General features: G+C 65.3%; 19 protein-coding genes. 5 read left to right on the forward strand and 14 right to left on the reverse strand.

The window, feature by feature from the left end; genetic code table 11:
• From IHV25_RS03100 to tpiA, 5 genes are all read right to left on the reverse strand, one after another.
• The coding region (locus tag IHV25_RS03100; RefSeq protein WP_192533610.1) for a hypothetical protein at positions 1-2,751 on the reverse strand (2,751 nt) is incomplete at its 3' end.
• Positions 2,752-4,651: 1,900 nt separating this feature from the next.
• Positions 4,652-5,494, reverse strand: coding sequence for a 3-deoxy-8-phosphooctulonate synthase (kdsA, locus tag IHV25_RS03105; RefSeq protein WP_192533612.1), 843 nt, complete (start codon positions 5,492-5,494; stop codon positions 4,652-4,654).
• 148 nt (positions 5,495-5,642) lie between these two features.
• Positions 5,643-7,274, reverse strand: a complete 1,632-nt coding sequence (locus tag IHV25_RS03110) for a CTP synthase (protein ID WP_192533613.1) — start codon at positions 7,272-7,274, stop codon at positions 5,643-5,645.
• A gap of 159 nt (positions 7,275-7,433) precedes the next feature.
• Positions 7,434-7,832, reverse strand: a complete 399-nt coding sequence (gene secG / locus IHV25_RS03115) for a preprotein translocase subunit SecG (RefSeq protein ID WP_192533615.1) — start codon at positions 7,830-7,832, stop codon at positions 7,434-7,436.
• A 240-nt stretch (positions 7,833-8,072) separates the two neighbouring features.
• Complete coding sequence (gene tpiA / locus IHV25_RS03120; RefSeq protein ID WP_192533616.1) at positions 8,073-8,831, reverse strand: triose-phosphate isomerase; 759 nt, start codon at positions 8,829-8,831, stop codon at positions 8,073-8,075.
• A 342-nt stretch (positions 8,832-9,173) separates the two neighbouring features.
• Here tpiA and gatC point away from each other — a divergent pair, with 342 nt between their 5' ends.
• From gatC to IHV25_RS03140, 4 genes are all read left to right on the forward strand, one after another.
• Complete coding sequence (gatC, locus tag IHV25_RS03125; protein WP_192533618.1) at positions 9,174-9,461, forward strand: Asp-tRNA(Asn)/Glu-tRNA(Gln) amidotransferase subunit GatC; 288 nt, start codon at positions 9,174-9,176, stop codon at positions 9,459-9,461.
• 5 nt (positions 9,462-9,466) lie between these two features.
• A complete protein-coding gene (gatA, locus tag IHV25_RS03130) occupies positions 9,467-10,948 on the forward strand; it encodes an Asp-tRNA(Asn)/Glu-tRNA(Gln) amidotransferase subunit GatA (protein ID WP_192533620.1) in 1,482 nt (493 codons plus the stop codon).
• 3 nt (positions 10,949-10,951) lie between these two features.
• On the forward strand, positions 10,952-12,409 hold the full coding sequence (gene gatB, locus IHV25_RS03135) for an Asp-tRNA(Asn)/Glu-tRNA(Gln) amidotransferase subunit GatB (protein ID WP_192533621.1): 1,458 nt from the start codon (positions 10,952-10,954) through the stop codon (positions 12,407-12,409).
• A 229-nt stretch (positions 12,410-12,638) separates the two neighbouring features.
• Entirely contained in the window at positions 12,639-14,360 is a 1,722-nt protein-coding gene (locus IHV25_RS03140; protein WP_192533623.1) for a methyl-accepting chemotaxis protein, read from the forward strand.
• 168 nt (positions 14,361-14,528) lie between these two features.
• Here IHV25_RS03140 and IHV25_RS03145 read toward each other — a convergent pair whose 3' ends face one another.
• The 9 genes from IHV25_RS03145 to IHV25_RS03185 all read right to left on the reverse strand — a co-directional run bounded on the left by IHV25_RS03145 (position 14,529) and on the right by IHV25_RS03185 (position 22,344).
• The gene (locus tag IHV25_RS03145; RefSeq protein ID WP_192533624.1) at positions 14,529-14,963 is read right to left on the reverse strand and encodes an ATP-binding protein; all 435 of its coding nucleotides are present in this window, start codon (positions 14,961-14,963) and stop codon (positions 14,529-14,531) included.
• A gap of 11 nt (positions 14,964-14,974) precedes the next feature.
• Positions 14,975-15,289, reverse strand: a complete 315-nt coding sequence (locus tag IHV25_RS03150) for an STAS domain-containing protein (protein ID WP_192533626.1) — start codon at positions 15,287-15,289, stop codon at positions 14,975-14,977.
• Positions 15,290-15,317: 28 nt separating this feature from the next.
• Positions 15,318-17,423, reverse strand: coding sequence for a glycogen debranching protein GlgX (glgX, locus tag IHV25_RS03155; protein WP_192533628.1), 2,106 nt, complete (start codon positions 17,421-17,423; stop codon positions 15,318-15,320).
• A gap of 120 nt (positions 17,424-17,543) precedes the next feature.
• Positions 17,544-17,906 carry an STAS domain-containing protein gene (locus tag IHV25_RS03160; protein WP_192533629.1) on the reverse strand — a complete coding sequence of 121 codons (363 nt, stop codon included), beginning with the start codon at positions 17,904-17,906 and terminating at the stop codon, positions 17,544-17,546.
• A gap of 537 nt (positions 17,907-18,443) precedes the next feature.
• Positions 18,444-19,955 (reverse strand): methyltransferase regulatory domain-containing protein, encoded by a 1,512-nt coding sequence (locus IHV25_RS03165; protein ID WP_192533631.1) that lies wholly within the window; start codon positions 19,953-19,955, stop codon positions 18,444-18,446.
• Between the two features lie 191 nt (positions 19,956-20,146).
• Positions 20,147-20,386 (reverse strand): hypothetical protein, encoded by a 240-nt coding sequence (locus IHV25_RS03170; RefSeq protein ID WP_192533633.1) that lies wholly within the window; start codon positions 20,384-20,386, stop codon positions 20,147-20,149.
• A gap of 354 nt (positions 20,387-20,740) precedes the next feature.
• Positions 20,741-21,211, reverse strand: a complete 471-nt coding sequence (locus IHV25_RS03175; protein WP_192533634.1) for an Hsp20 family protein — start codon at positions 21,209-21,211, stop codon at positions 20,741-20,743.
• A 320-nt stretch (positions 21,212-21,531) separates the two neighbouring features.
• On the reverse strand, positions 21,532-22,035 hold the full coding sequence (locus IHV25_RS03180; RefSeq protein WP_192533636.1) for a thermonuclease family protein: 504 nt from the start codon (positions 22,033-22,035) through the stop codon (positions 21,532-21,534).
• A gap of 96 nt (positions 22,036-22,131) precedes the next feature.
• Positions 22,132-22,344, reverse strand: coding sequence for a DUF1674 domain-containing protein (locus tag IHV25_RS03185; protein ID WP_192533637.1), 213 nt, complete (start codon positions 22,342-22,344; stop codon positions 22,132-22,134).
• A 126-nt stretch (positions 22,345-22,470) separates the two neighbouring features.
• On the opposite strand from IHV25_RS03185, the gene htpX reads away from it, so the two are divergent.
• The gene (gene htpX / locus IHV25_RS03190; RefSeq protein ID WP_192533639.1) at positions 22,471-23,346 is read left to right on the forward strand and encodes a zinc metalloprotease HtpX; all 876 of its coding nucleotides are present in this window, start codon (positions 22,471-22,473) and stop codon (positions 23,344-23,346) included.
• Positions 23,347-23,476 lie beyond the last annotated feature (130 nt).

Here is a 23,476-nt window from a genome sequence, read left to right on the forward strand (position 1 = left end):
CGCCGGAGACAGGGTGACCGGGTCAGCCGCGGCCACCTGGATGCGGGCCTCATTCAGCACGCCGTCCGAGCCCGGGGTGAGCTGGGACAGGGTGCTCAGCAGTGTGCGCGACAGGCGGGGAGCGCCCTGGCGCAGGACACCGGCCACGTTGGCGTGGGCGTCGCCCGAGAGCTCGTCCAGAAGGCCGAAGGCCCGGTCCCGCTGGGCATTGATGAGGGCATCTTGCACAGCCCCGGGGCCCATGCTGGCGATGGCGCGCCCGGTGGAGATCTGGTTGCGCGTGGCCCCGTCCCACGGAGAGGGCGGGGTGGGTTTGGGCGACGGACCCGGCCCAGGACCAGGCCCAGGACCCGGTTTGGGATCCGGCTTGGGATCCGGATCGGGTGTCGGCCTGGGATCCGGATCCGGGGGCGGTGCGGGGGACGGACCGGGGTCCGGACCCTTGAATTTGGGGAACAGCGCGATCCCCTTGGCTTCCACGTCATCGGCCACAGGCTTGTCATCCGCATCCACACGGATTTGCGTAATCGCGAGAAACGGGAGATCTGCCGAGGGACTGAGGCGAAACGTGTTTACAACCTTGTTCGTCGCCCCCTCGACCTTCAGAACGAGGTAGATCTTGTCCGTGGACCAGCCGGTCCCCCCCGCACTTCGCACGGTCAGGGTCGATCCGCTCGCGAGTGTCACATCGCCGCTGGCCACCCGAAGCGTGTCGGCGCGATCGGGGTTTACACGCACCGCAAGGGTGAAGGCCTTTCCATCGGTCTCGAGGGCATTCACCTTCATATCGCCCACGGTTCTTTCCCCGCCCGGCGCCAGGGTTACACCGGCGTTCGCGATCTTCAGTGTACCGGCATACTCGAACGCGCCACCAAGGACACCTTTTTCCAGCAGAAAAGGACCCGTTGCCGCGTGGTTCCCGGTGAGGAAAAGGCTGCCGTCGCCCGTTTTGCGGACTGTGCCGATGCCGGACAGCGTGCCCGTATCTCCGCCGTAGGCGACCTCTCCCGACCGGATATGGTTGTTTTTGGGCACGTCGAAGACAAAGGTTCCGGCATTCCGGATCTCGCCGGAGATCGACCGCCCCGCAAATGTCATGGTTGCGCCGGTGTCCACGTCGTAGCCTTTTTCAAACGCGAGGTTCACGTTAAACACGGCATCGGTTCCGTCCCCGGTGACCTTGAGGGCCCGGGTGTATCCGGCGGCGGCGTCAGCAAGAGTGGTTTCCGTGTCCCGGGCCGAAAGGATCGTGCCCAGGGAAATGTCGCTCTCGCAATTGAAGGTTATGGGCTGGCCGCCGCGCACCTCCATGCCCGCAACCACAATGCCCCCCTTGTTCACCTTGACCTTGCCTGAAGAGGTGAACAGGGCGGCGTCGCCGGGCAGGAACGATTGTGTGGTCGATCCGCCTGCTGTCCAGACTTTGTCAACCGTACCCCACTTGTCGCCATCGGCGCCGCTCCATGTGGCGACTGCGTTCGTGCCGGATTTGACGGTGACCTTGCGCGGATCGGCGGCGTTCATCTCCAGGACGTCGCCGAGACGGGTTCCGCCGGTTACGGCTTCCCCCCGATAGGTGAGCGAGGCTTTCGAGGCCAGGTTCACCGGGCCGTCCTTGTCCTCAAGGCTGAACAGTGTCCAGGTCTTCGGCGCAGTGACGGTATCAAAGTGGAGAAGGTCGATGCTGAAGGGGTTGCCCGAACCCGGCAGCGTCACCAGTTTCGCCTTCATTTCCAGCATGGGTGTGTTCGGGTCGGCTGCGTGTCGGGACAGGTCGAACGACAAAACGGCGCCGTCATGGATAGAAATCCCGCCGCCGAGGGAGCCGTCTGCGTTTGCAAGGGTTATCTTCTGGCCGGTGTCGCTGACTTTCAACGTCGCGTAGATCTCGAAGCCGGATTGATCTCCCTGGAGAGCAAGAGTCGTGCCCGCCGAGGCCAGGTTCAGTAGGCCACTCATATGGGTAAAATTGATCGAGCCGCTATTTTCCGCCGTGAACCGGTTGTTCCCGTGGAGGCTCCAGACGCCCGCTCCGCTTTTCTCAAGATGGATGTTTCCCCCGTTCGCGTGCCCTCCCATGGGGTCGTGCATCTCGACCGAGCCGTAGTCAGCGTTGATCTTCAACCAGGTCTGCGGGTTGCTGATACTGCTCAGGGGCTCAAGGAAGACCGAGTTCGGTTGTCCGTTCGCCTTGTTCCCTTGAAATGTAATGGTTTTTCCCGGATGGGGATTAAGCGTGACGCCGCGGTTCCGACCGATATAGATCGCCCCGCCCTTACCGGTCGCGGAGTTGTCCGTAAAATCGGTGCTTCCCCGGAATTCCATGTCGCCGCCCGCGTTGTAAATGGCTCCACCATCTCCGGCTGTCGCGGTGTTCCCTTTGAACTCGGTGTAGGTGTTGCTCCCGAATTTGACGGCGGTGAGGTTGTTGCCGCCGTCGTTGGCAATCGCCCCTCCGGTCGGAGCGGAGTTCCTGTGAAACAGCGTGAAAATGGTTTTATCGGAGGTGGCGGCCGGCGTATAGGGCGTGCCGAATTGAGTGGTTGCACCATATTGTGCACAGTTGTACAGGGCGCCTCCTGCCGTGCTGGCCTTGTTCTCTGTAAATGTCACGGTGCCGAGGATTTTCATATCCCCGTTATGAATGTTGGCAATTGCTCCGCCATAGCCCTTGCCCCCGGTTCCTGTACCCACGGCACTGTTCCCGGTAAAGGTACCGCCTCCCTCCAGTCTAAGGAGGGCGGTACTCATAGTCGATCCCGACCCTTTGTTGTAAATGGCGCCGCCATAAGCCTCACCGCCGACGGCTTCGGCTTTGTTCTCACTGAAAAGGAGATGCCTTTTAGCAAGAAAATCAGGCTGCAAATTGGACATGTCGCTGATGTTGGCAATGGCGCCCCCTCGCGCCAGGGCCTCCGTGGCCTTTCCCGGTTCACCTGTGACACTCACGGTGTTGCGTTCAAAGGATGCGTATCCCCACAATTCAAGGCGCCCCCCCTGATGATTCATCAAGGCACCGCCCGAGGCCGATGGGTTTGCCGCGCCCGCCGTGCTGCGGGCCGCGTTGTCTGCAAACGCTACGGGTGATCTCATAAACAGCTTGCCGCTTGAATAGATCGCCCCGCCCATCGCCTTGGCTTGGGTGGTTTCGTTGTCCGTGTACTCGTAAAGCCCGTTCGCCTCCCTGGAGAACCGCAGAGTGCCGGTATTGCTGATTGCGCCCCCCGGGGCCTGAGCCCTGTTCCCCGACACCGTAATGGTCTTCTCTGCCATTACTTTCAAAATACCGAGGTCTGACGGGGTGACGACGAGGCGTTGATCGGCGGTCCCTGCCGTGGCTGCAAGCGTGAGCGTCTCATCAAAGTGCAGTTGTGAATTGGTCCCGGTGAACCGGATGTCTTTCAGGGCCACTGTGGGCATCCCCGCCGCTGAAGCCGCGGATTTTACGTCGCTCCACGTTGCGGATTCATTCTCAGCAAGTGTGCAGGTTGCTCCATCACAGGTCACAGCCCCTGCCTGGTTCACGCCGAGGGCCGTTAACGCCAGGGCGAGAGCGACACTTGCGACGGGGCGAGAAGAGAGGCGGAGTAATTGTCCGGCAGAAACAGTTTTCCCGGTCAGGGAGGGCGAACGGGCGTCGCGTATTACAGTCATGAGCGGGTCTCCGTCGTAAAAACGCAAAGAACAGGTGGGTGCACGGCTGTATAGCCAGTGCACACCGCAGGGCGTGGACCTCGCGTCGTTGAAGTATGGGGCTTCATCTGGCGATCGGGCTTTACTTAAGGGTCGTTGGCACACAACCCACGGCAACCCCTACGCTTATGATCGACAAAATAAAAGTTAATTTCATGATTTTAGCAAAAATTATCTTGTAAATGCGATCCAATGCTGTGGATTTTATGCGTGAAATTAAACAACAACTCATCTGTGTTGTACTATTACGTGGAATCGTGGTTATAATACTTATGGTTGAGCGTGGGGGTGTGAGATGATTTGTGCTTCGGGTGTTTTGGTGCATGCATAGTTTAGTGCGCTGTATTTTTTAGGCTTTTTTCGTATGTCGCATATAAAACAATGTGTTGCGGTGTAACTCGCGATGATTGTATGTGGCGCGTGTACAATATTGTTTTTTCGGCGAAGTAAAAAACAACACCGCTGCAATGTTTAATGTTGCTGCCGGAGTTGTACCACCACGCATCGGATGCAAATTGGTAGAAAGTGGACGCGGGAACTGCCCTGTGTGCGCCCTCCGTCCCGATTCGGTCGCGTGCCGGGGTTTGCCCTCCGTCGGCGCTCCGGGAGAGGTTCAGGCGGCAGGGGAAGCGCGTCTGATGGCGATCGGGCACAAAAAAAGCCCTCCAAGGAGGGCGGGTGCGGTCGGTTCGCTGCGGGGCGGGCCTGTGTGCGGCAGCCGGTCGGGGCCGGGCGGGAGGGACGCGGAACGGGGCCCGTGGCCCGCGCGGGGTTGGCGCCGGCCGGACGGGCATGGAAGCCGGGTACAGACCCGGGCCCGCAAGCGCCGGACCGGTGGGGGCGCCGGACGGGGGTCTGGGGAGGCAAGGGGGAGGCGAGGGGGTGGAGTGGGCCCCTTTTCCGGGGAGGCAGGGGCGCCTCTCCCGGTCTTTCCCGGATTGACCGGCCTGTTTGGGGTTTACAGGCGGATGGGATGGGTCTTTGCCACCGCGTCCAGATCCTTCAGGATGCGGATGAGCGCGCTCATGTCGTCCAGGCGGATCATGTTGGCGCCGTCCGAGGGGGCGCTGTCCGGATCCCGGTGGGTCTCGATGAAGACGCCCGCAACGCCGGTGGCGACGGCGGCCCGCGCCATCACGGGCGCGAAGCGGCGGTCTCCGCCCGAGGCTCCGCCCAGTCCGCCGGGCTGCTGCACCGCGTGGGTGGCGTCCACGATGACCGGGCATCCGGTGGCGTTTGCCATGATGGGGAACGAGCGCATGTCCGTGACCAGGGTGTTGTAGCCGAAGCTGCTGCCCCGCTCGGTCAGGAGGATATTGGCGTTCCCCGAGCCCTCGACCTTGCCCACCGAGTGGGGAATGTCCCAGGGCGCCAGGAACTGGCCCTTCTTGATGTTGACCACACGCCCGGTTTTTGCCGCTGCCACAAGCAGGTCGGTCTGACGGCACAGGAAGGCGGGGATCTGGAGAATGTCCACGACCTCTCCCACGGGCGCGCACTGGTCGGGCTCGTGGATGTCGGTCAGGACGGGGCAGCCCACGGTCTCGCGGACCTCCCGGAAGACGGGCAGGGCGGCCTCGAGCCCCATGCCGCGCTTGCCCGACAGGGACGTGCGGTTGGCCTTGTCGAACGAGGTCTTGAAGACAAACGGGACGTTCTCGCTCCGGCACAGGTCGGCCAGGGCGTGGGCCATGTCCAGGGCGTGCTCCCGGGATTCCATCTGGCACGGCCCTGCAATCAGGACAAACGGGAGATCGTTTCCGAAGGTGACCGGACCGGCGGTGACGTGACGGGGCTTCATGCAGACCATCTCCCGAGGGGTGGAGGGGAACCGGAAACGTTCAGGGCGGGGCGGCCCCGGAACAGAACCGGAGCCCTCCCGGGCCCTGAAGCGGGGTCAGGGGGCAGCGTGGCGGGGGCGGGGATCCGCGGCCGGACCGGGCCCCGGCTCAGACGAGCCGGGACTTGGCCACCGCAGCCCCGACAAACGAGGTGAACAGCGGGTGGGGATCGAAGGGCCGGGACTTCAGCTCCGGGTGGAACTGCACGGCCACGAACCAGGACAGGTCGGGGATCTCGACGATTTCCGGCAGGACACCGTCCGGCGAGAGCCCGGAGAACACCAGCCCGGCCGCCTCGAGTCGCTCGCGGTAGCCGATGTTGACCTCGTAGCGGTGGCGGTGGCGCTCGGAAATCACGGTCTTGCCGTAGATCTCGTGGGCGCGGGTGCCTGGCAGGATGTGGCATTCGTACGAGCCCAGCCGCATGGTGCCGCCCAGGTCGCTGCCCCGGGTGCGGCGGAAATGCTCCTCGCCCTGCTTCCACTGGGTCATGAGACCCACCAGGGGGTCGGTCAGGTCCGGCTCGAACTCGGACGAGTTGGCATCGGGAATCCCGGCCACGCTGCGGGCGAACTCGATGGTGGCCATCTGCATGCCGAAGCAGATGCCCAGGAACGGCACATCATGCTCGCGCGCGAAGCGGGCCGCGTTGATCTTGCCGTCGGTCCCCCGCTCGCCGAAGCCGCCGGGCACCAGAATGCCCTGCACGCCCTCTAGGCGCTGGATGGTGTCGGGCTGCTCGAAGATCTCGGAGTCAATCCAGGCCAGCTTGACCCGGACGTTGTTGGCGATGCCGCCGTGCACCAGGGCCTCGGCCAGGGACTTGTAGCTGTCGAGCAGGGCGGTGTACTTGCCGACCACGGCCACCGTGACCTCGCCCTCGGGCGAGCGCACGCGGGAGACCACGTCGTGCCAGCGCGACAGGTCCGGAGCCGCCTGCTCCTCCAGCCCGAAGTAGCGGATGACCTGAACGTCCAGGCCCTGCTCATGGTAGGCCACGGGCACCTGATAGATGGTGTCCACGTCCAGGGCCGGGATGACCGCCTCGGGACGCAGGTTGCAAAACAGGGCGATCTTGTCGCGCTCGGCCTTGGGGATGGGCCGATCCGAGCGGCACATCAGCAGGTCCGGCTGGATGCCCGCCGACAGGAGCTCTTTCACCGAGTGCTGGGTGGGCTTGGTCTTCAGCTCGCCCGCCGAGGGGATCCAGGGCAGCCAGGTCAGATGGATCATCATGGTCCGGTCCGTGCCCAGCTCGTTGCGCAGCTGGCGGATGGCCTCCAGGAAGGGGAGGCTCTCGATGTCACCGACCGTGCCGCCGATCTCGCACAGGACGAAGTCCTCGTCCTCCACGTCGGCGGTGGCGAAGTCCTTGATGGCGTTCGTGACGTGGGGGATCACCTGGACCGTGTTGCCCAGGTAGTCGCCGCGCCGCTCCTTCGCAAGGACGTTCGAGTAGATGCGCCCGGTGGTCACGTTGTCGCCGCGACGGGCGCACACGCCCGTGAAGCGCTCGTAGTGGCCCAGGTCCAGGTCCGTTTCCGCGCCGTCGTCGGTGACGAAGACCTCCCCGTGCTGGGTTGGGCTGATGGTACCCGGGTCCACATTCAGGTAGGGGTCGAGCTTGCGAAGGCGCACGCGGTAGCCGCGGGCCTGCAAAAGAGCGCCCAGCGCCGCCGAGGCCATCCCCTTTCCAAGGGAGGACACCACGCCGCCGGTGATGAAGATGAAACGTGTCATGGGTACCGGGTTTCAGGAATGAAAAACGACAGGGGGGCCATGGTCAGGCCGCCGCGGGGGCACGGACTATCTATAGAGCGTTTCCGGTCCGGAAAAAAGAGAGGAAGGGGGCAAAAGCCCCCTTCGTGCAGTATGGAACGCTCCTGTGTCACCGGACCCTCAGGGTGCGGCCGCCGGTGCCTGGCCCGCGGGCTCGGATTTCGGAGCCCAGGAATCGGCCTCGGGCTCGCTGTCCGGCGGAGCGGGAAGCGACGGGTCGTGCGTGGGCGCCGGGGCCTCGGCCGCGGGGACCGGGCGGTAGGGGGCGTCATCCAGGATCGGCGACAGGTCACGGGAGTCCCGCTTGGACAGCAGCGTGAGGCAGAGGCTCAGGATCATGAAGACCGCCGCGAGAATGGCCGTCGAGCGGGTCAGAAGGTTCGCGGGCGGACGGGTCTGCATGCCGCCGCCGCCGCCGCCGATTCCCAGCGCTCCTCCCTCGGCACGCTGCATCAGGATCAGGCCGATCATAAGTGCAGCGACAATGACGTGAATAACCAGAAGGACAGTGATGAGCATGAGACAGACTTCCCGAGGCCCGCGGGAAACGTTCCCGCCCGAAAGGGGCGGCCGGAAGCGGGCGGATGTGAGACCGGACAATCAGAAAAGGGGCCTGCGGGGCAGGGAGTATCTGCCGCAGAACCCGACGGGGTCGGTTTTACCCTCTGCAGACAGGCTTGACCAGAGAAAAAGCGCACCCTCGGGTGCGCTTCCGTGTGGTGTTCCCGCCGGAGCGGGGCCGGGCAGACCGGTGTGGGGCTAGACCGCCGAGGCGATGGCCCAGAAATCGTCCACTTTCAGGCTGGCGCCGCCCACCAGGGCTCCGTTGACGTTGTCCAGGGCCAGAAGCTCCCGGGCGTTGTCGGGCTTGACCGAGCCACCGTACAGCAGGCGCACGCCCTCCGCGGCCCCGGTCCCCAGGATCGTGCCCAGGGTCTGGCGCAGGGCGGCGTGGACCTCGGCCACCTCGGCGGTGGTGGGGGTGCGCCCCGTGCCGATGGCCCAGACGGGCTCGTAGGCGACCACAAGGGTCTCGGCCGTCACGCCCTCGGGCAGGGAGCCGGTGACCTGGTCGGCCACCACACGAAGGGTCTCGCCCGCATCGCGCTGGGCCTCGGTCTCGCCCACGCAGACAATGACCTTCAGGCCCGCATCCAGGGCGGCCCGGGTCTTGGCGCGCACAAGGGCGCAGGTCTCGCCGTGGTCGGTGCGGCGCTCCGAGTGGCCCAGGATCACATACTCGCAGCCCACATCCCGCAGCATGGCGGGCGAGATGTCCCCGGTATGGGCGCCGGAGGAGGCCGTGTGGCAGTCCTGCGCGCCCAGCTTCAGGGCGCAGTCGCGCACCAGCTCGGCGGCGGTGGAGAGCATGGTGAAGGGCGGGCAGATCAGCATCTCGAAGCCCAGATCCCTGTCCGAGCGGACACGGGTTGCCAGCTCGGACGCCAGCGAGCGGGTGGAGGCCGTCAGGCCGTTCATTTTCCAGTTGCCGGCGATCAGGGGGACAGGTCTGGCCATGGTTCTTCCTCTTTGGTCCTCGGTTTCGGGGCAGGGCCCGCGTGGGGGCCCGAGGAGTATAGACGAAATTCCCGCAGGGCAACATGTGCAACATGGAAGCGGTAAAAAACTGCGGGCAAGTGGCCCTCTTTGCGGTTCCCGGATACCGGATCCGGGTGGCGCTCCGGGTTCCCGGATACCCGGAGTCGTGTCCGGTGCCGGGGGCGGTGCCGGTGTGTCCGGGGGCGTGTGGCAATCCTGTGGTTTTTCGGCGCGGCTCACACAAGCGATTGCGATGCGCGCTCAAGGGGGCTAAAGAAAGGGGTCTTTTCCCTTTCCTTATCAGCGGAGCGTCTTGACGTCATGGCTCTGGACAAAACCACGGTGGCGAATATCGCTTTCCTTGCACGCATTGATATTCCCGAAGACCGGCAGGAAACGCTGGCCCGGGAGCTTTCCTCCATTCTCACCTGGGTCGAGCAACTGGAGCAGGTGGACACCCAGGGGGTCGAGCCCATGGCCAGTGTGGCCAACCTGGCCCTGTCCTGGCGCCCGGACGCGGTGACGGACGGAGGCTGCGTTGACGACGTGCTGTCCAACGCCCCCGAGAAAAACAGCAACTGCTTCGTTGTGCCCCGGATGGTGGAGTAAATCCTGTGACCGTACTGACTGATCTGACCCTGGTCGAGGCCCGTGACGGCCTGGCAAAGGGTGACTTTACCGCCGTGGAGCTGACCGAGGCCCACATCCGGGCCATGGAGGCCTCCCGCGCCCTGGGCGCCTACATCACCGAGACCCCGGAGCAGGCCCTGGAACAGGCCCGCCAGTCGGACGCCCGTCGCGCGACCGGCACCGTCGGCCTGATGGAAGGCCTGCCGGTGGCCCTGAAGGATCTGTTCTGCACGAAGGGGGTGCGCACCACCGCGGCCTCCCGGATGCTGGAAAACTTCGTGCCGCCCTATGACAGCACCGTGGGCCGGAACCTGGCCCGTGCGGGTGCGGTCACGCTGGGCAAGACCAACCTGGACGAATTCGCCATGGGCTCGTCGAACCGGACCTCGTTCTTCGGTCCGGCGGTGAACCCCTGGAAGCGCACCGGTGACGATGCGGCCCTGGCGCCGGGAGGCTCCTCCGGGGGCTCGGCGGCGGCTGTGGCCGGACGGATTGCCCTGGCCGCCACCGGCACCGACACGGGCGGCTCCATCCGCCAGCCCGCGGCCTTCTGCGGCATCGTGGGCCTGAAGCCCACCTACGGCCGCTGCTCGCGCCGGGGCATCATCGCGTTTGCAAGCTCCCTCGACCAGGCCGGTCCCATGACCCGCTCGGTGAAGGATGCGGCCCTGATGCTGTCGGCCATGGCCGGGCACGACCCGCTGGATTCCACCAGCGCTCCGGTGGAGGTTCCCAACTTCGAGAACGCCCTGACCGGGGACATCCGCGGCCTGCGCGTCGGCGTGCCCCGGGAGTACCGGGCCGACGGTCTGGACCCCGAGGTGAGCGCCCTGTGGGACCGGGGTGTGGAGATGCTCCGGGACGCGGGCGCCGAGGTGGTGGAGGTGTCCCTTCCGCACACGGATCACGCTCTCGCCACCTATTACATCCTGTCGTCGGCCGAGGCGTCCTCGAACCTCGCGCGCTATGACGGCGTGCGCTACGGCCTGCGGGTCGAGGGCAAGACCCTGGACGAGATGTACAGCCGCACCCGCGGCGCGGGCTTCGGTCCCGAGGTGCAGCGCAGGATCCTGATCGGGACGTACGCCCTGTCCGCCGGCTTCTATGACGCCTACTACCTGAAGGCCCAGCGCGTGCGCCGCCTGATCACCCGGGACTTCCTGGAGGCGTTCGGCTCGGTGGATGTGCTGCTGACCCCGACCACCCCCACGCCGGCCTTCGCCCTCGACGAGGAGCCGACGGATCCCCTGACCCTGTACCTGAATGACGTGTTCACCGTTCCGACCTCCCTCGCCGGTCTTCCGGCCCTGTCCATGCCTGCGGGCCTGTCGGGGCAGGGGCTGCCGCTGGGACTTCAGCTTGTGGGGCGGCATTTCCAGGAGGAGACCCTCCTGAACGCGGCCCTGGTGCTGGAGCGTGCCTGCGCCTTCTCCGGCGCACCGATGTTTGCCGGAAAGGAGGTCTGAGCCATGACCTACGCGATTGAAGGGAATACGGGCCGCTGGACCGTGGTGGTCGGCCTGGAGGTTCACGCCCAGGTGGTCAGCGAGTCCAAGCTGTTCTCCGGGGCCTCCGCCTGCTACGGCGGCGAGCCGAACGACCAGGTCTCCCTGGTGGACGCGGCCTTCCCGGGCCTGCTGCCGGTGATCAACGCCCACTGCGTCGAGCAGGCGGTGCGCACGGGACTGGGCCTTCGCGCCCGGATCAACCGCCACTCGGTCTTTGCGCGCAAGAACTACTTCTATGCGGACCTGCCGCAGGGCTACCAGATCAGCCAGTTTGACAAGCCCATCGTGGGCGAGGGTCACCTGGTGCTGGACATGCCCGACGGCTCGTCGCGCACCGTGGGCATCGAGCGCCTGCACCTGGAGCAGGACGCGGGCAAGTCCATCCACGACCAGGTGCCCGGGGCGTCGCTGATCGACCTGAACCGGGCCGGCATCGCGCTGATGGAGATCGTCTCCCATCCGGACCTGCGGGCTCCGGACGAGGCGGGCGCCTACCTGCGCAAGCTGCGCTCCATCCTCCGCTACCTCGGCACCTGTGACGGGAACATGGAGGAGGGCTCCCTGCGCTGTGACGTGAACGTCTCTGTCCGCCGCGAGGGCGAGGAGGGGCTGCGCACCCGCTGCGAGATCAAGAACGTGAACTCGGTGCGCTTCGTCATGCAGGCCATCGAGGTGGAGGCCCGCCGTCAGGTCGAGGTCTGGGAGTCCGGGGGCGAGGTGCTTCAGGAAACCCGCCTGTTCGACCCCTCCCGGGGGGAAACCCGGTCCATGCGCTCCAAGGAGCACGCCCACGACTACCGCTACTTCCCGGATCCGGACCTTCTGCCTCTGGAGCTGGACGAGGAGTTCATCAGCAAGGTGCGGGCCACCCTGCCGGAGCTGCCGGACGAGAAGAAGGAACGCTTCATCGCGGATTACGGGCTCACGCCCTACGATGCCTCGGTGCTGGTGGTCGATCAGGCCAACGCGGACTTCTTCGAGGAGGTCGCCAAGGACCGGGACGGCAAGCTGGCGGCAAACTGGGTGATCAACAACCTGTTCGGAGCCCTGTCGAAGGCCGGTCTCTCCCTTGCCGAGTCGCCCGTCACCTCGGGCGCGCTGGGCCGTCTTCTGGACCTGATGACCTCGGACGTGATTAACGGACGCATCGCGAAAGATGTCTTCGAGATCATGATGGAAACCGGGGCCGAGGCCGAGGCCATCGTCGAGGAGCGGGGTCTGCGCCAGGTGACCGACACCGGCGCCATCGAGGCCGCCATCGACGAGGTCATCGCCGCCAACCCGGACAAGGTCGAGGAGGTCCGAAGCGGAAAAGACAAGCTTCTTGGGTGGTTTGTCGGTCAGGTCATGAAGGGGACCGGCGGCAAGGCCAACCCCGCCGTGGTGAACGACCTTCTTCGGAAAAAGATTCTGGGATAGGCGCGTGTGTCGCCTTCCGGAGCTTGTACAGGCCGCCCTTCGGGGCGGCCTTTTTTGTACCTCAGGGTGCATTTTGTCGCCCACACCACGTGATTGTACGGTGACGGAGGTGTAATAATTCGGTTTTTATTGATTTTTGCTCTAAATTAAAGACACACTATCCGAGTGAATTGACTCCAGGTTGCAAATTTGCCCTGGGACTTCTCCACGAAACACAGGATTTAGGACAATGTCGTGGCTTAGCGATCTGACCGGCCGGATGAGCCGGACCCTGTCGACGCACATTCTGGCTTATGTCGTGATGGGGCTGGCGGGCCTGTCCCTGGCCCTCTTTTTTTCCGTGACCTACCATTTTGACGTCACGACGTACTCCATTCTGAACGCCGAGATGGCGTCCAATCTCAAGACCCTCGAGAGCCTGACCACCTGGTCCGGCAGCCGGGAGATCCGGCGCGAGGGCGATGTCCTCTATGCGGGCAACACGCCCCTGAACCAGGACACGACCATTGTGGACACCATGGAGCGGAACACGGGCAATATGGCTACCCTCTTCATGGGGGACGAGCGGGTCTCGACGACGGTCCCCGGGACCGTCAATGGCCGCTCCACTGGCACAACCCTGTCGGCCGGGCCCGTGTATGACGCGGTCCTGCGCCGCGGCGAGACCTACATCGGCGAGGCCGATATCCTGGGCGAGCCCTACTACGTGGGGTATGCGCCCATGCGCGGCGAGCTGAACGGACGGCCTGACCAGATCGTGGGTGTCTACTTTGTGGGGCAGCCCAAGTCCCACCTGGATGCGGCCCAGCGCTATCAGCAGCTGATGTTTCTGGGGATTTGCGGCGGTGCGCTGCTGGTCATCAGCCTGGTGCTGGTGCGCCTGATCCGCGGCCTTGTGACCCCCATCGGCACCATCGCCACCGCCATCGACCGGATCGGCCGTGATGAGCCGGTCCAGGGGCTCCCTCCCGCCATTGTGGCCCGCCGCGACGAGGTGGGTGTTCTCGCCCGGTCCGTCGAGCTGTTCCGCGAGAACTACCAGCAGGCCCGGCGCCTGCGCGAGGAGCAGGAGGAGGCCCAGAGGATCAGAAGCGCCCAGGCCGAGCAGATCGTCCAGCTGACCGGAGACTATGACAGCGCGTCAAGCGGGGTGTTCGATACGGTGGGCGGTGCCATCGTCAATCTGGAGCACAGTGCAGGATCCATGTCCAGGAACGCTCAGGAAACGGTCCGCGAGACCGATGCCGTTGCATCCGCCATGGATGAGGCGGCCCGAAACGTGCAGACCATCGCCTCGGCCACCGAGGAGCTGTCCCACTCGGTTCAGGAAATCAGCCGCCAGGTGGAGCGCTGCTCGGAAATCTCCCGCTTCGCCAGCGACGAGGCCGCGGAGGCCAGCAACGGAATGGCCGAGCTCTCGGTCACGTCCGGGGAGATCGGCAAGATTATCGGCCTGATCAACGATATCGCCTCCCAGACCAACCTGCTTGCGCTGAACGCCACCATTGAGGCGGCCCGCGCGGGGGATGCGGGCAAGGGCTTCGCGGTGGTTGCGGGCGAGGTGAAGAGCCTGGCCGCCCAGACCGCCCGCGCCACCGACGAGATTTCCTCCCAGATCACCACCGTCCAGAACGAGACGGAAAAGGCCGTGAACTCCATCGGCCGGATCGTGGGGCGCATTTCCGAGGTGGGCGAGTCCATCCTGGCCATCTCGTCGGCCATGGAGGAGCAGTCGGCGGCAACCCGCGAGATCCTGCGCAATATTGCGAACGTTTCGGACGCCACCTCCCAGGTCAACACGTCCGTGTCCCATGTGCTGAACGTGGCCCGGGAGACGGGAGCGGCCTCCACATCGGTTCTGGAGGCGGCCCACGAGCTGTCCACCCAGGCCGAGGAGCTGAAGGAGGTGACCTCCCGCTTCCTCGGGGATGTGCGCAACGCCTGGAACTGATCGACGCTCCCGGCCCCGGTTCTCCGGCCCGGCCTGCGCCCCCCGCGCCTGGCGTCAGGATCCGGGCGCGGGAGGCCAGGGCCCTTGGGCCACACCGGCTCCAGACAGCCCCCGCTTCGGGGGCTGTTTTGCGTTGGGGGACAGGGGTGGAGAGGGGATGAGGGGCGCCTACTCGGGCCGGCGGCAGTCCGCCAGGTGTTTGATCAGGGTGTTGCGGTTCCGGTCCCCGGCGCGCTCGTAGTGGAAGATGTCGACGCCGTCGCGGATCAGCATCAGCCCAAGGCCTCCGGGGTGGCGGTCCTCCAGCGGTGCCGAGAGCATTTCCGGGGTGGGGAGGGCGGCCACCGAGGCATCGAACGGCGGTGCCTGGTCCTCGAGGGTAACGCTGACAAACCCGTCCTGGATCGACACGGCCACATCCAGATGTCCGGCGATGCCCCGTTTTCCGTAGCCGTGGATCACGACGTTGGTGGACAGCTCGTCCACCGCCAGCACCAGCTTGTAGACCGCGGGCGTGTCAAGCACCGGTGCCGCCTGGGCGCGCACAAAGTCGCGAATGGGCGCGAGGGATTCAAGTTCTGCCGGGAAGGTACGTTTCTGCATGGAAGGGGCCCCTATAGCTCGGAGGACGACCGCAGCGTCATACGTTTTGCAAAGCCGGTCTTTTCGAGTGTCGCCCGCACGTCGTCCGTCACATCCACCAGGACCACTGCAGCTCTCGGCGAAACCGTGCGATACACCTCCAGCAGGGCGCCAAGCCCTGCCGAGGCCAGAAACCCCAGTTCCTGCATCCTCAGGCAGAGAACCGAGAAGCGCTCTGTGGCCGCCACACGGGCCACCTCCCGCTTGAACTGGGCGACCGTGGAGGCATCCAGCTCCCCGGTCAGGGCGATGTTGGCCTGCTCGCCGTCCAGTGTGGTGTCGATCATGAGTCCCATGGCATCCCTCGCGGCGGCGTCAGGTTGAAACCAGAACCATTACGGAGCGGGGCCCGACGATGATTTCGCCCGGTGTCTCCAGCGGCGTTTCCGTTCCGGGCTCGCGGAAGTCCTGCGGGGACGGCAGCGAGGTGTTCGCCGCCACCCGCCACTCCCGGTTCCCGGGGCAGGCCGGCAGGACGAACTGCAGTCCGTCCCAGTACATGTTGACCGCAACGTAGACCGCGTCCGGCGTTCCGTCGGCGGTCTCGCCCTCCAGCATCCAGGCAAGAACCCGGTTGTAGCCCGAGCGGTCCAGGTACCAGGGGCGGGTGCCGTGGAACGACAGCTGGGGGTAGGGCGCCCCGCCGCCCCGGCCGTAGACGGTCCGCTTGCGCAAGATCGGGTGGTCCCGGCGCAGGTGGATCATGCCCCTCACGAAGCGCAGCAGGTCGGCATTCTTCTCGGCCAGGGTCCAGTCCAGCCAGCTGATCTCGTTGTCCTGGCAGTAGGCGTTGTTGTTGCCCTTCTGGGTGCGTCCGAACTCGTCGCCCGCAACGATCAGGGGCACCCCCTGGGAGGTCATCAGGATCGCATAGGCGTTGCGCACCAGCCGCAGGCGCAGGGCGTTGATCTCGGGGTCGTTGGTCTCGCCCTCGAAGCCACAGTTCCACGAGATGTTGTTGTTCTCGCCGTCGCGGTTGTCCTCGCCGTTGGCCAGGTTGTGCTTCTGGCTGTAGGCGAACAGGTCGTACAGCGTGAAGCCGTCGTGGCTGGTGATGAAGTTGATCGAGGCGTTCGTGGCCCGCCACCAGTAGAGGTCGGGGGAGCCCTCCACCCTCTGGGTCATGGGAGCCACCTGGCCCTCCTCGCCGGTCAGGAAGCGGCGCAGGGTGTCGCGGTAGGGGCCGTTCCACTCGGCCCAGCGGCCGTAGTTGGGGAACGAGCCCACCTGGTAGAGCCCCCCCGGATCCCAGGCCTCGGCGATCAGCTTGGTGCGCCCCAGGATCGGGTCGAAGGCCAGGGTTTCCAGAAGGGGAGGGTTGGTGAGGGGCGCGCCGTTCTGGTCCCGGTTCAAGATGGCGGCCAGGTCGAAGCGGAAGCCGTCGATGTGGTATTCCGCGACCCAGTAGCGCAGGCAGTCCAGCACCATGGACCGGACCACCGGGTTGTTGCAGTTGAGGGTGTTGCCGCAGCCCGAGAAGTTGTAGTAGCGGCCGTCCGGGGTCAGCATGTAGTAGGTCTTGTTGTCCAGCCCCCGGAAGGACAGGGTCGGGCCCAGCTCATTGCCCTCGTTGGTGTGGTTGAAGACCACGTCCAGGATGACCTCGATCCCCTCGGCGTGGAGGGCCTTCACGAGGGTCTTGAGCTCGTCCGCCTGCATGCCCATGTGCCCGGTGGCCGCATAGCCCGCCTTCGGGGCAAAGAAGGCCATGGTCGAGTAGCCCCAGTAGTTCACGGTGAGCGAGCCGTCCGGCAGGCGCCGGGAGTGCTCCCACTCGTCGAACTCGAAAATGGGCATCAGCTCCACGCAGTTGACCCCCAGGGCCTTCAGGTAGGGGATCTTCTCCTTCAGCCCGGCGAACGTCCCCGGAGCCCGCACACCGGACGAGCTGTGGCGGGTGAAGCCCCGCACATGGGTCTCGTAGATGACCAGGTCTTCCATGGGCAGGTCGGGGGGGATGTCGTCCTCCCAGTCGAAATCCTCGAACAGCATGCTCGAGCGGAACGGGTAGGGCGTTCCGGGTTCCTGTGGGGTGAGCCAGCGGTCACGGCCTCCCACGGCCCGGGCGTAGGGGTCCAGAAGAACCTTCGAGGAATCGAAGCGGTGCCCCCTCTCGGGCTGGAAGGGGCCCTCCATGCGGTAGCCGTACTCCAGCATCTCGATGTCCAGGTCGAAGACCGTGATGGACCAGACGTTGCCGGTGCGGAAGGCCTCGGGCAGGGGGATCTCAAGCCGGGGCTCCCGGGCGCCCTTCTCGAAAAGCACCAGGGTGCAGGCGGTGGCGTGGTTCGAGTAGACCGAGAAGTTCACGCCCCCCGGGATCAGCGAGGTTCCGAACGGCAGGGCATGCCCGGCACGGAACTTCACCCCCTTGATGGAGTGGGTCGGGTAGCGATCCATGCGCACGCCGTTCGACGTCATTGGGGCCTCCTGGTCTTCCGGGGGTGCTGCGCGGTCCGTTCCGGCCACGCGGCCCGTTCCGGCGCTGCGGTTCGGGAGAGGGGGGCCAGTCCCACCGGGGCCGGCCCGGGATGGTCGGTGTTACGGTGCATGGCCCTGGGCTGCGCTGGCGGCATCCAGCTCGGCCAGCCCGTCGGACAGGGTGGGCACCAGGGTCAGGTGGGTCAGGAAGCCGGTCTGCTCCATGACCTCCCGGATGGGGTCGATGACGCCGGCCAGGACAAGGGTTCCGCCGCCACCCCGAACGGCACGGGTCAGCACCAGGAGAAGCCGGAGCCCCGCGCTGGAGAGAAACGTCACTCGGGAAAAGTCGACCAGGACTTTGCCTTCGCCGGGGAGCACCTTCAGGAGTTCATCCTGAATCGAGGGGGCGCTCTGCCCGTCAATTTCGCCGGTCAGGGTGACGGTTGCGATACCGTTTTCCGAGGTAACAGAACACGACAAGGAAGATGCCTCCGCAAAAAATGGGGACGCGGCGCGTCCCGGAATCACGATCCGAAGAATAACACAAACTGTAAAATGGAACCGCTAAAAAGTACTCGGCAGCGCATGGGCAGGCAACCGCCCGGCCCCGGGTTCGCCCGTGGCGGCGGTGGTGGCGGCAGGCCCGGGGGAGGTCGAGGGGTGCGAGCCGGCGGCGGTAGCCGGGCCGGAAAACCCGCCCGGAACAGCTCGGGGAAAGGCGGCTGGCGGTTCTGTATCCTGGGCTGGCGACGGATGCCGGGGGCGGTGCCGGGTGCGGGGACAGCCTGTGAGGGTGGGCACCCGCCGCCGGTGGGGAGCACCGGGCGCGGGCCGGGTGCGGGGGCGGCCTGTGAGGGGGTACCCGCTGCCGCTGGGGAGCACCCGGGGCGGATGGGCCGGCGACGGCAGCAGGCCCGGAACGCCGGTGCGGCCACAAAAAAAGCCCCGCAGGACGCGGGGCCGGACCGGTCGGGTCAGAACGCGGGGCGGCCGCAAAGCCGCCCCGTGTCGCCGGGCTCAGACGAGACCCAGGCGCTTCAGCACGTCCGGAAGGACGTTGGAGAGGAGAGCCGTCTGCTCGGCAACGATCTTGTTGATCGCCTCCGCATCCTCGACGGGGTTGCCGTCCTGGCTGACCTGGAAGCCACGGGTCTCCATGACGGTGCCGATGTAGGCCCCCGGATCCTCGCCCTTCACAAGGCCGAGGCCGTAGAGGCGCTCCAGGAAGCCGCAGTGCTGCCAGGCGCCGTTCACCGTCAGCAGGAAGGCGAACTGCTCGTTGTCCAGAAGCTCGTCCAGGGCGGCGTTGAAGGTCTTGACCCGCGCGGCGCGCACGTCGGCCTTGCCCGGAGGCGTGGGCTGGACCCAGCCCAGAACGGTCATCACCACCGCCGCCTGGGCGACCTGGGTGAAGTCCAGTTTCAGGCGCTCGACCATCTCGTCGATGGTGGCCGGAGCCTCGGCCAGGATGTCCATGATGGGGTTGTAGACGTCCTCCCTCAGGGACACCTGGACGCCCTTCAGCACCAGGTTCTCGGGCAGGGCGTTGCGCACACCGGCCAGAACAAGACGCATCTTGCCCAGGGCCTTGCGGGCCTTTTCCGGAGTGAGCGGCTGGGGGCCCTTCACGAACAGGTCACGGCGGTACACCGTGTTGTAGAGCATGTCCTTGACGGTCTCGCGCAGGGGCAGGCTCGCGTTGACCTGCTCGAGGCGCTTCATGAAGTCCGGAGGCGTGATGAGCGGCTCCAGGTAGTTGGTGGCGTCAAGCGAGCCCACGAAGGCCAGCTTGGAGGCCGACATGCGCGAGAGCATGTCGCTGAAGTGGAAGGCCTTGGCCCGTCCGCCGAAGAAGTCTCCCAGCAGGAAGCCCAGCTCGCTGTTGCGCCAGTTCTCGAGCCAGGCGCCCGCGTTGGCCGAGGCCGTGAAGTAGACGGCGCCCGAGTCCTCGAGCTCCTTGAGGAAGTTCAGGCCCTGGGTCAGGGCGATGACCGGATCCTTCTCGCCGGTGGCGCGGGTGCCCTCCTGCACCAGGTGGCGCAGGGGCTCGGCAACGGCGCAGCCCGGAAGAGCGGCGTACCCGGCGTAGACCACGCCGCCCGGCTTCAGGAACTTCTGGATGAAGGCCTGGATGTCCGCGAGCACGTCCTCGGACACCCGCGAGCAGGTGTTGTTGAGGATCACGTAGTCCAGCTTGGGCAGGTTCTCGTCGAGCATCTGCCGGATGGAGCGCTCATACACCGTCAGGTTCGAGAGCTCGGCCGCGGCGGCAAGCCGGGTGGCCCAGGCGCTCTGCGAGGGGTTGACGTCGATCGCGAAAAACTGGCCCTCGGGGTACTGGGCGGCCCAGGCGGCCGTCGAGAGGCCGAAGCCGGATCCAAGCTCCGCATAGGTGAACGGCTTTTCGAGGTTCGGCGCGGCCTGTCCCGAAAGAGCGAGGGAAAAATTGATGGAGGCGGGCGAAAGCTCGCTGAAAACGGTCTTGTTTGTCGGCACATCCATACCGTAGCCCTGTGTCCACTCAGGCATATTTTGCGATCTCCTGGTTATGATGCACCCTGGGGGTGCCCCTGAAGATGCGACTTTAGATCAAAATGGAGACAAAGCGAACTTTTTTGCGCGCGAGTAGATCAAAACCTGCGGGCATGGATTGAAAAAAAAAGCCCGGAACGCGGGTTCCGGGCGAGTCAAGGGAGAGACAGGAAAGATGGGGCAGGACGCTACAGTCCCAGGCGGGTTCGCGTCTCGCGAATGAGGTGGATCAGATCCTCGTGATGGACCTGGTCCCGGACCATGAGCCGGTGAACAATCTCGTCCCGGAAAATGTCCATCAGGGACGGCTCCGTGTCGTGTACGGGGGCATCTCCGATGTCGGCAAGGGCCGCGAACGAGTCGGAGATCCATGCCGCATCGAACTCGTCGACCGTTGCTTCGGGACGATGAAATGCCGAGTGTGTCATGGGTCTTCTCCTTGGATGAGGGCCGGGGGAACGAGGATCCCCGGCGTTCGCCGAAATGCGGGAGCGACACCGTGCTGGAAGAGGGCGTCGGGGCGCATCTGTCTCCACCGTTTGTCCCGCACCCCTGATATGGGGGGCACTCCCGGTGGGGGGAAAGATCCCGCAGTCAATTTCGACCCGAAATTCAATACGTCCTCAATTTTTAGTTATACCAACGTTGGAACGCTCGATCAAGTGGTTTTTCCGACAAAAATCTGTACTACGGTGCAAGCTACATGTAGTGGTATGCATACTAAAGTGTGGGCGCGGAGTGACCTCCCCCGCGCCCCGAACAATGAAGGCGCCCTGCGCCCGTCAGGCGGCGTCAACCCCCAGGGCCGGAACGGTCCGGGGTTCCCCGGCCCGGGTGATTTCGATACGCCGGGGCTGTTTTTCCTCGGGGATCTCTCTCACAAGGTCCACATTGAGAAGGCCGTTTGCCAGGCTGGCCCCCACCACCTTGATGTGGTCGGCCAGCTCGAACTTGCGCTCGAAGGCGCGCCCGGCGATGCCCCGGTGGAGGAACTGGCGGTTCTCGTCCGCGGCCGCCTCCAGGCGTCCCGAGATGGTGAGGGTGTTGTCCTCGCACACCACGCTCAGGTCGTCGTCCGAGAAGCCCGCGACCGCCATGGTGATGCGGTATTCGGTCTCGCCGGTTTTCTCGATGTTGTAGGGGGGGTAGGAGGTGGCCTGGCTGTCAAGCCGGGCGGCCGTGTCCAGAAGGCGTCCGACGTTGTCGAAGCCGATGGCAAAGCGGTGAAGGGGGGAAAGGTCGTAAGCACGCATGGTCATATCCTCCAGTGAGCGATACGAGAAACGCGGGTGCACAGGACGTGTCACACCCGGGGTCAGGTCGAGAGGGGGTGCCTTGACGGGACAACCGGAGCGGGGTGCCGAAAGCGTCGCACACCCCTTGGAGGCCGGTTTCCGTGGTCGGGCGTCCTCTCGAAAAAAGTATCTGGTAACCACAAATGGGGTTGTCAAGAAAAAAATTCAACCCGAGTCCCGGGCCTGTGGCATCCGGCAGGCCGTTCGGTTGGGCCGGCCGCGGCCCCATGTCGGTGTGTCCGGCTGCGGCCTCGGTGTCGGTGCGTCCGGCTGCGGCCTCAGTGGTTGTTCAGGGCCGTATCCTGCGGCTCGCACCAGGAGCCCCGGGTTTTCCCGTCGTAGGGGCGGGCCAGTCCCTCGGCAATCAGCGTGCCGGCGAGGTCGATGTCCCCCGGAAGGAGGACGCTGGCCAGAACCCGGCCGGCATACTTGTCATGGCGCACTTTTTTGAGCAGCACGGTGGAGCCGTGGTGGTCCAGGAGGGCGATGACGTAATCCCGCGCCCGCCGGGCCATTTCCTTTTCCGCATCGCAGCGGCCCCGCAGCTCGGGGGTGTCGATCCCCTCGACCCGCACGGAGGCCGTCACCCGGTGGTCCGGCCAGACAAAGGCCTCCACCTCCAGGGTGTCTCCGTCGATGACCCGGACGACCTCGCCCCGGATCGGGCCCTCCACCGGGACGGCCCGGCTGGTCGGCGCCGCCGCCGTCAGTCCCGCCGACAGGCAGACGGTCACAAGAACCCCGGCAAAGGGGACGGAACGTGAACGCAGGAGCCTGTTCATGGTGTTAACCCTGTCATTGCTGTAACGCTTGGTTGAACTATAACGCAAGAAGGGTTAAAAAAGAACAAACATCGAATAAAAATTTTGGGGGACGGATCAAAAATCCGTGCACCGGCCCTTCTGCTCCCAGTCGCTGTAGCGGGTGGGCTCGGGCCCCTTCGGACCGCCGTATTCCTTGGGGGTGCCAGCGTTTTCCGGGGCGTTTTCCGGGGTGGTTTCCGTGGGGGCTCCGGTCGGGGTTCCGCCGTCGGCCTCGGGCGCGGTTCCGGGGGCGGTGTCCGTTCCTGTCGTGGTTTTGTTCTCGGCCATGGCGTGTTCTCCCGTGCAAAAACCGTTTCGGCCCGTCCGGGTTTATAAGCTTGACGCGGGGGGCACAATCCCTATTTCAATAGCAGACACCAAAAACCACCATGACCTGTTCCGAGGGAGCTTTACATGTCCTTTGCCCGCATCGCCATACTGCTTGCAGCCCTGACAGCCCTGTTCATGGGGGTCGGCTACCTGATCGGCGGTCAGGGCGGAATGCTGATTGCCCTGCTGGTCGCGGCGGGGATGAACCTCTTCACGTACTGGAACTCGGACAAGATGGTCCTGAGCTCGCAAGGCGCGCGGGAGGTCACCATGCAGACCGCACCCGACTTCTACGGGATCGTCGCCCAGCTGGCCAGGAACGCCAATCTGCCCATGCCGCGGGTCTACATCATCGATACCCCTCAGCCCAACGCCTTTGCCACCGGGCGCAACCCGGAGAACGCGGCGGTGGCGGCTACCACGGGCCTGCTGTCCACGCTCAGTGCCGAGGAAATCGCCGGTGTGATGGCGCACGAGCTGGCTCACGTCCAGCACCGTGACACCCTGACCATGACCATTGCCGCCACCCTGGGCGGTGCCATCTCCATGCTGGCGAACTTTGCCTTCTTCTTTGGCGGCAGCCGGGACGGCGAGGGCGTCAACCCCATCGCGGCGATCCTGATGATGATCCTTGCGCCCCTTGCGGCCATGGTCATCCAGATGGCCATCTCCCGGAACGGCGAGTACCGCGCCGACGAGGAGGGCGCGCGCATCTGTGGCCAGCCCCTGTGGCTGGCGAGCGCTCTCGGGAAAATCGAGCAGGCCGCCCGGCGGGTTCCCAACGCGAGGGCCGAGCACAATCCCTCCACGGCGCCGCTCTATATCATCAACCCCCTGAAGGGGAAGGGCATGGACAACCTGTTCTCGACCCACCCCTCCACCGAGAACCGGATTGCCCGCCTGCGCGAGCTCGCCGAGACCATGACCCCGGCCACGGTCCGCCGCAGTCGGATGCCGTAGGGTCGGCTTCCCCGGTCCGGACCCGGAACCACGCGCCGCCTGTTTGCGAACGGGCGGCGTTTTTTTTGGCCATGTCCCGCGCGGCAGGGCACGGCACGGCTTTCCACGCCAAAGCCCTTGGCAGGCCCGG

Source organism: Phaeovibrio sulfidiphilus, from assembly GCF_014861485.1.
Taxonomy (GTDB): Bacteria; Pseudomonadota; Alphaproteobacteria; order Rhodospirillales; family Rhodospirillaceae; genus Phaeovibrio; species Phaeovibrio sulfidiphilus.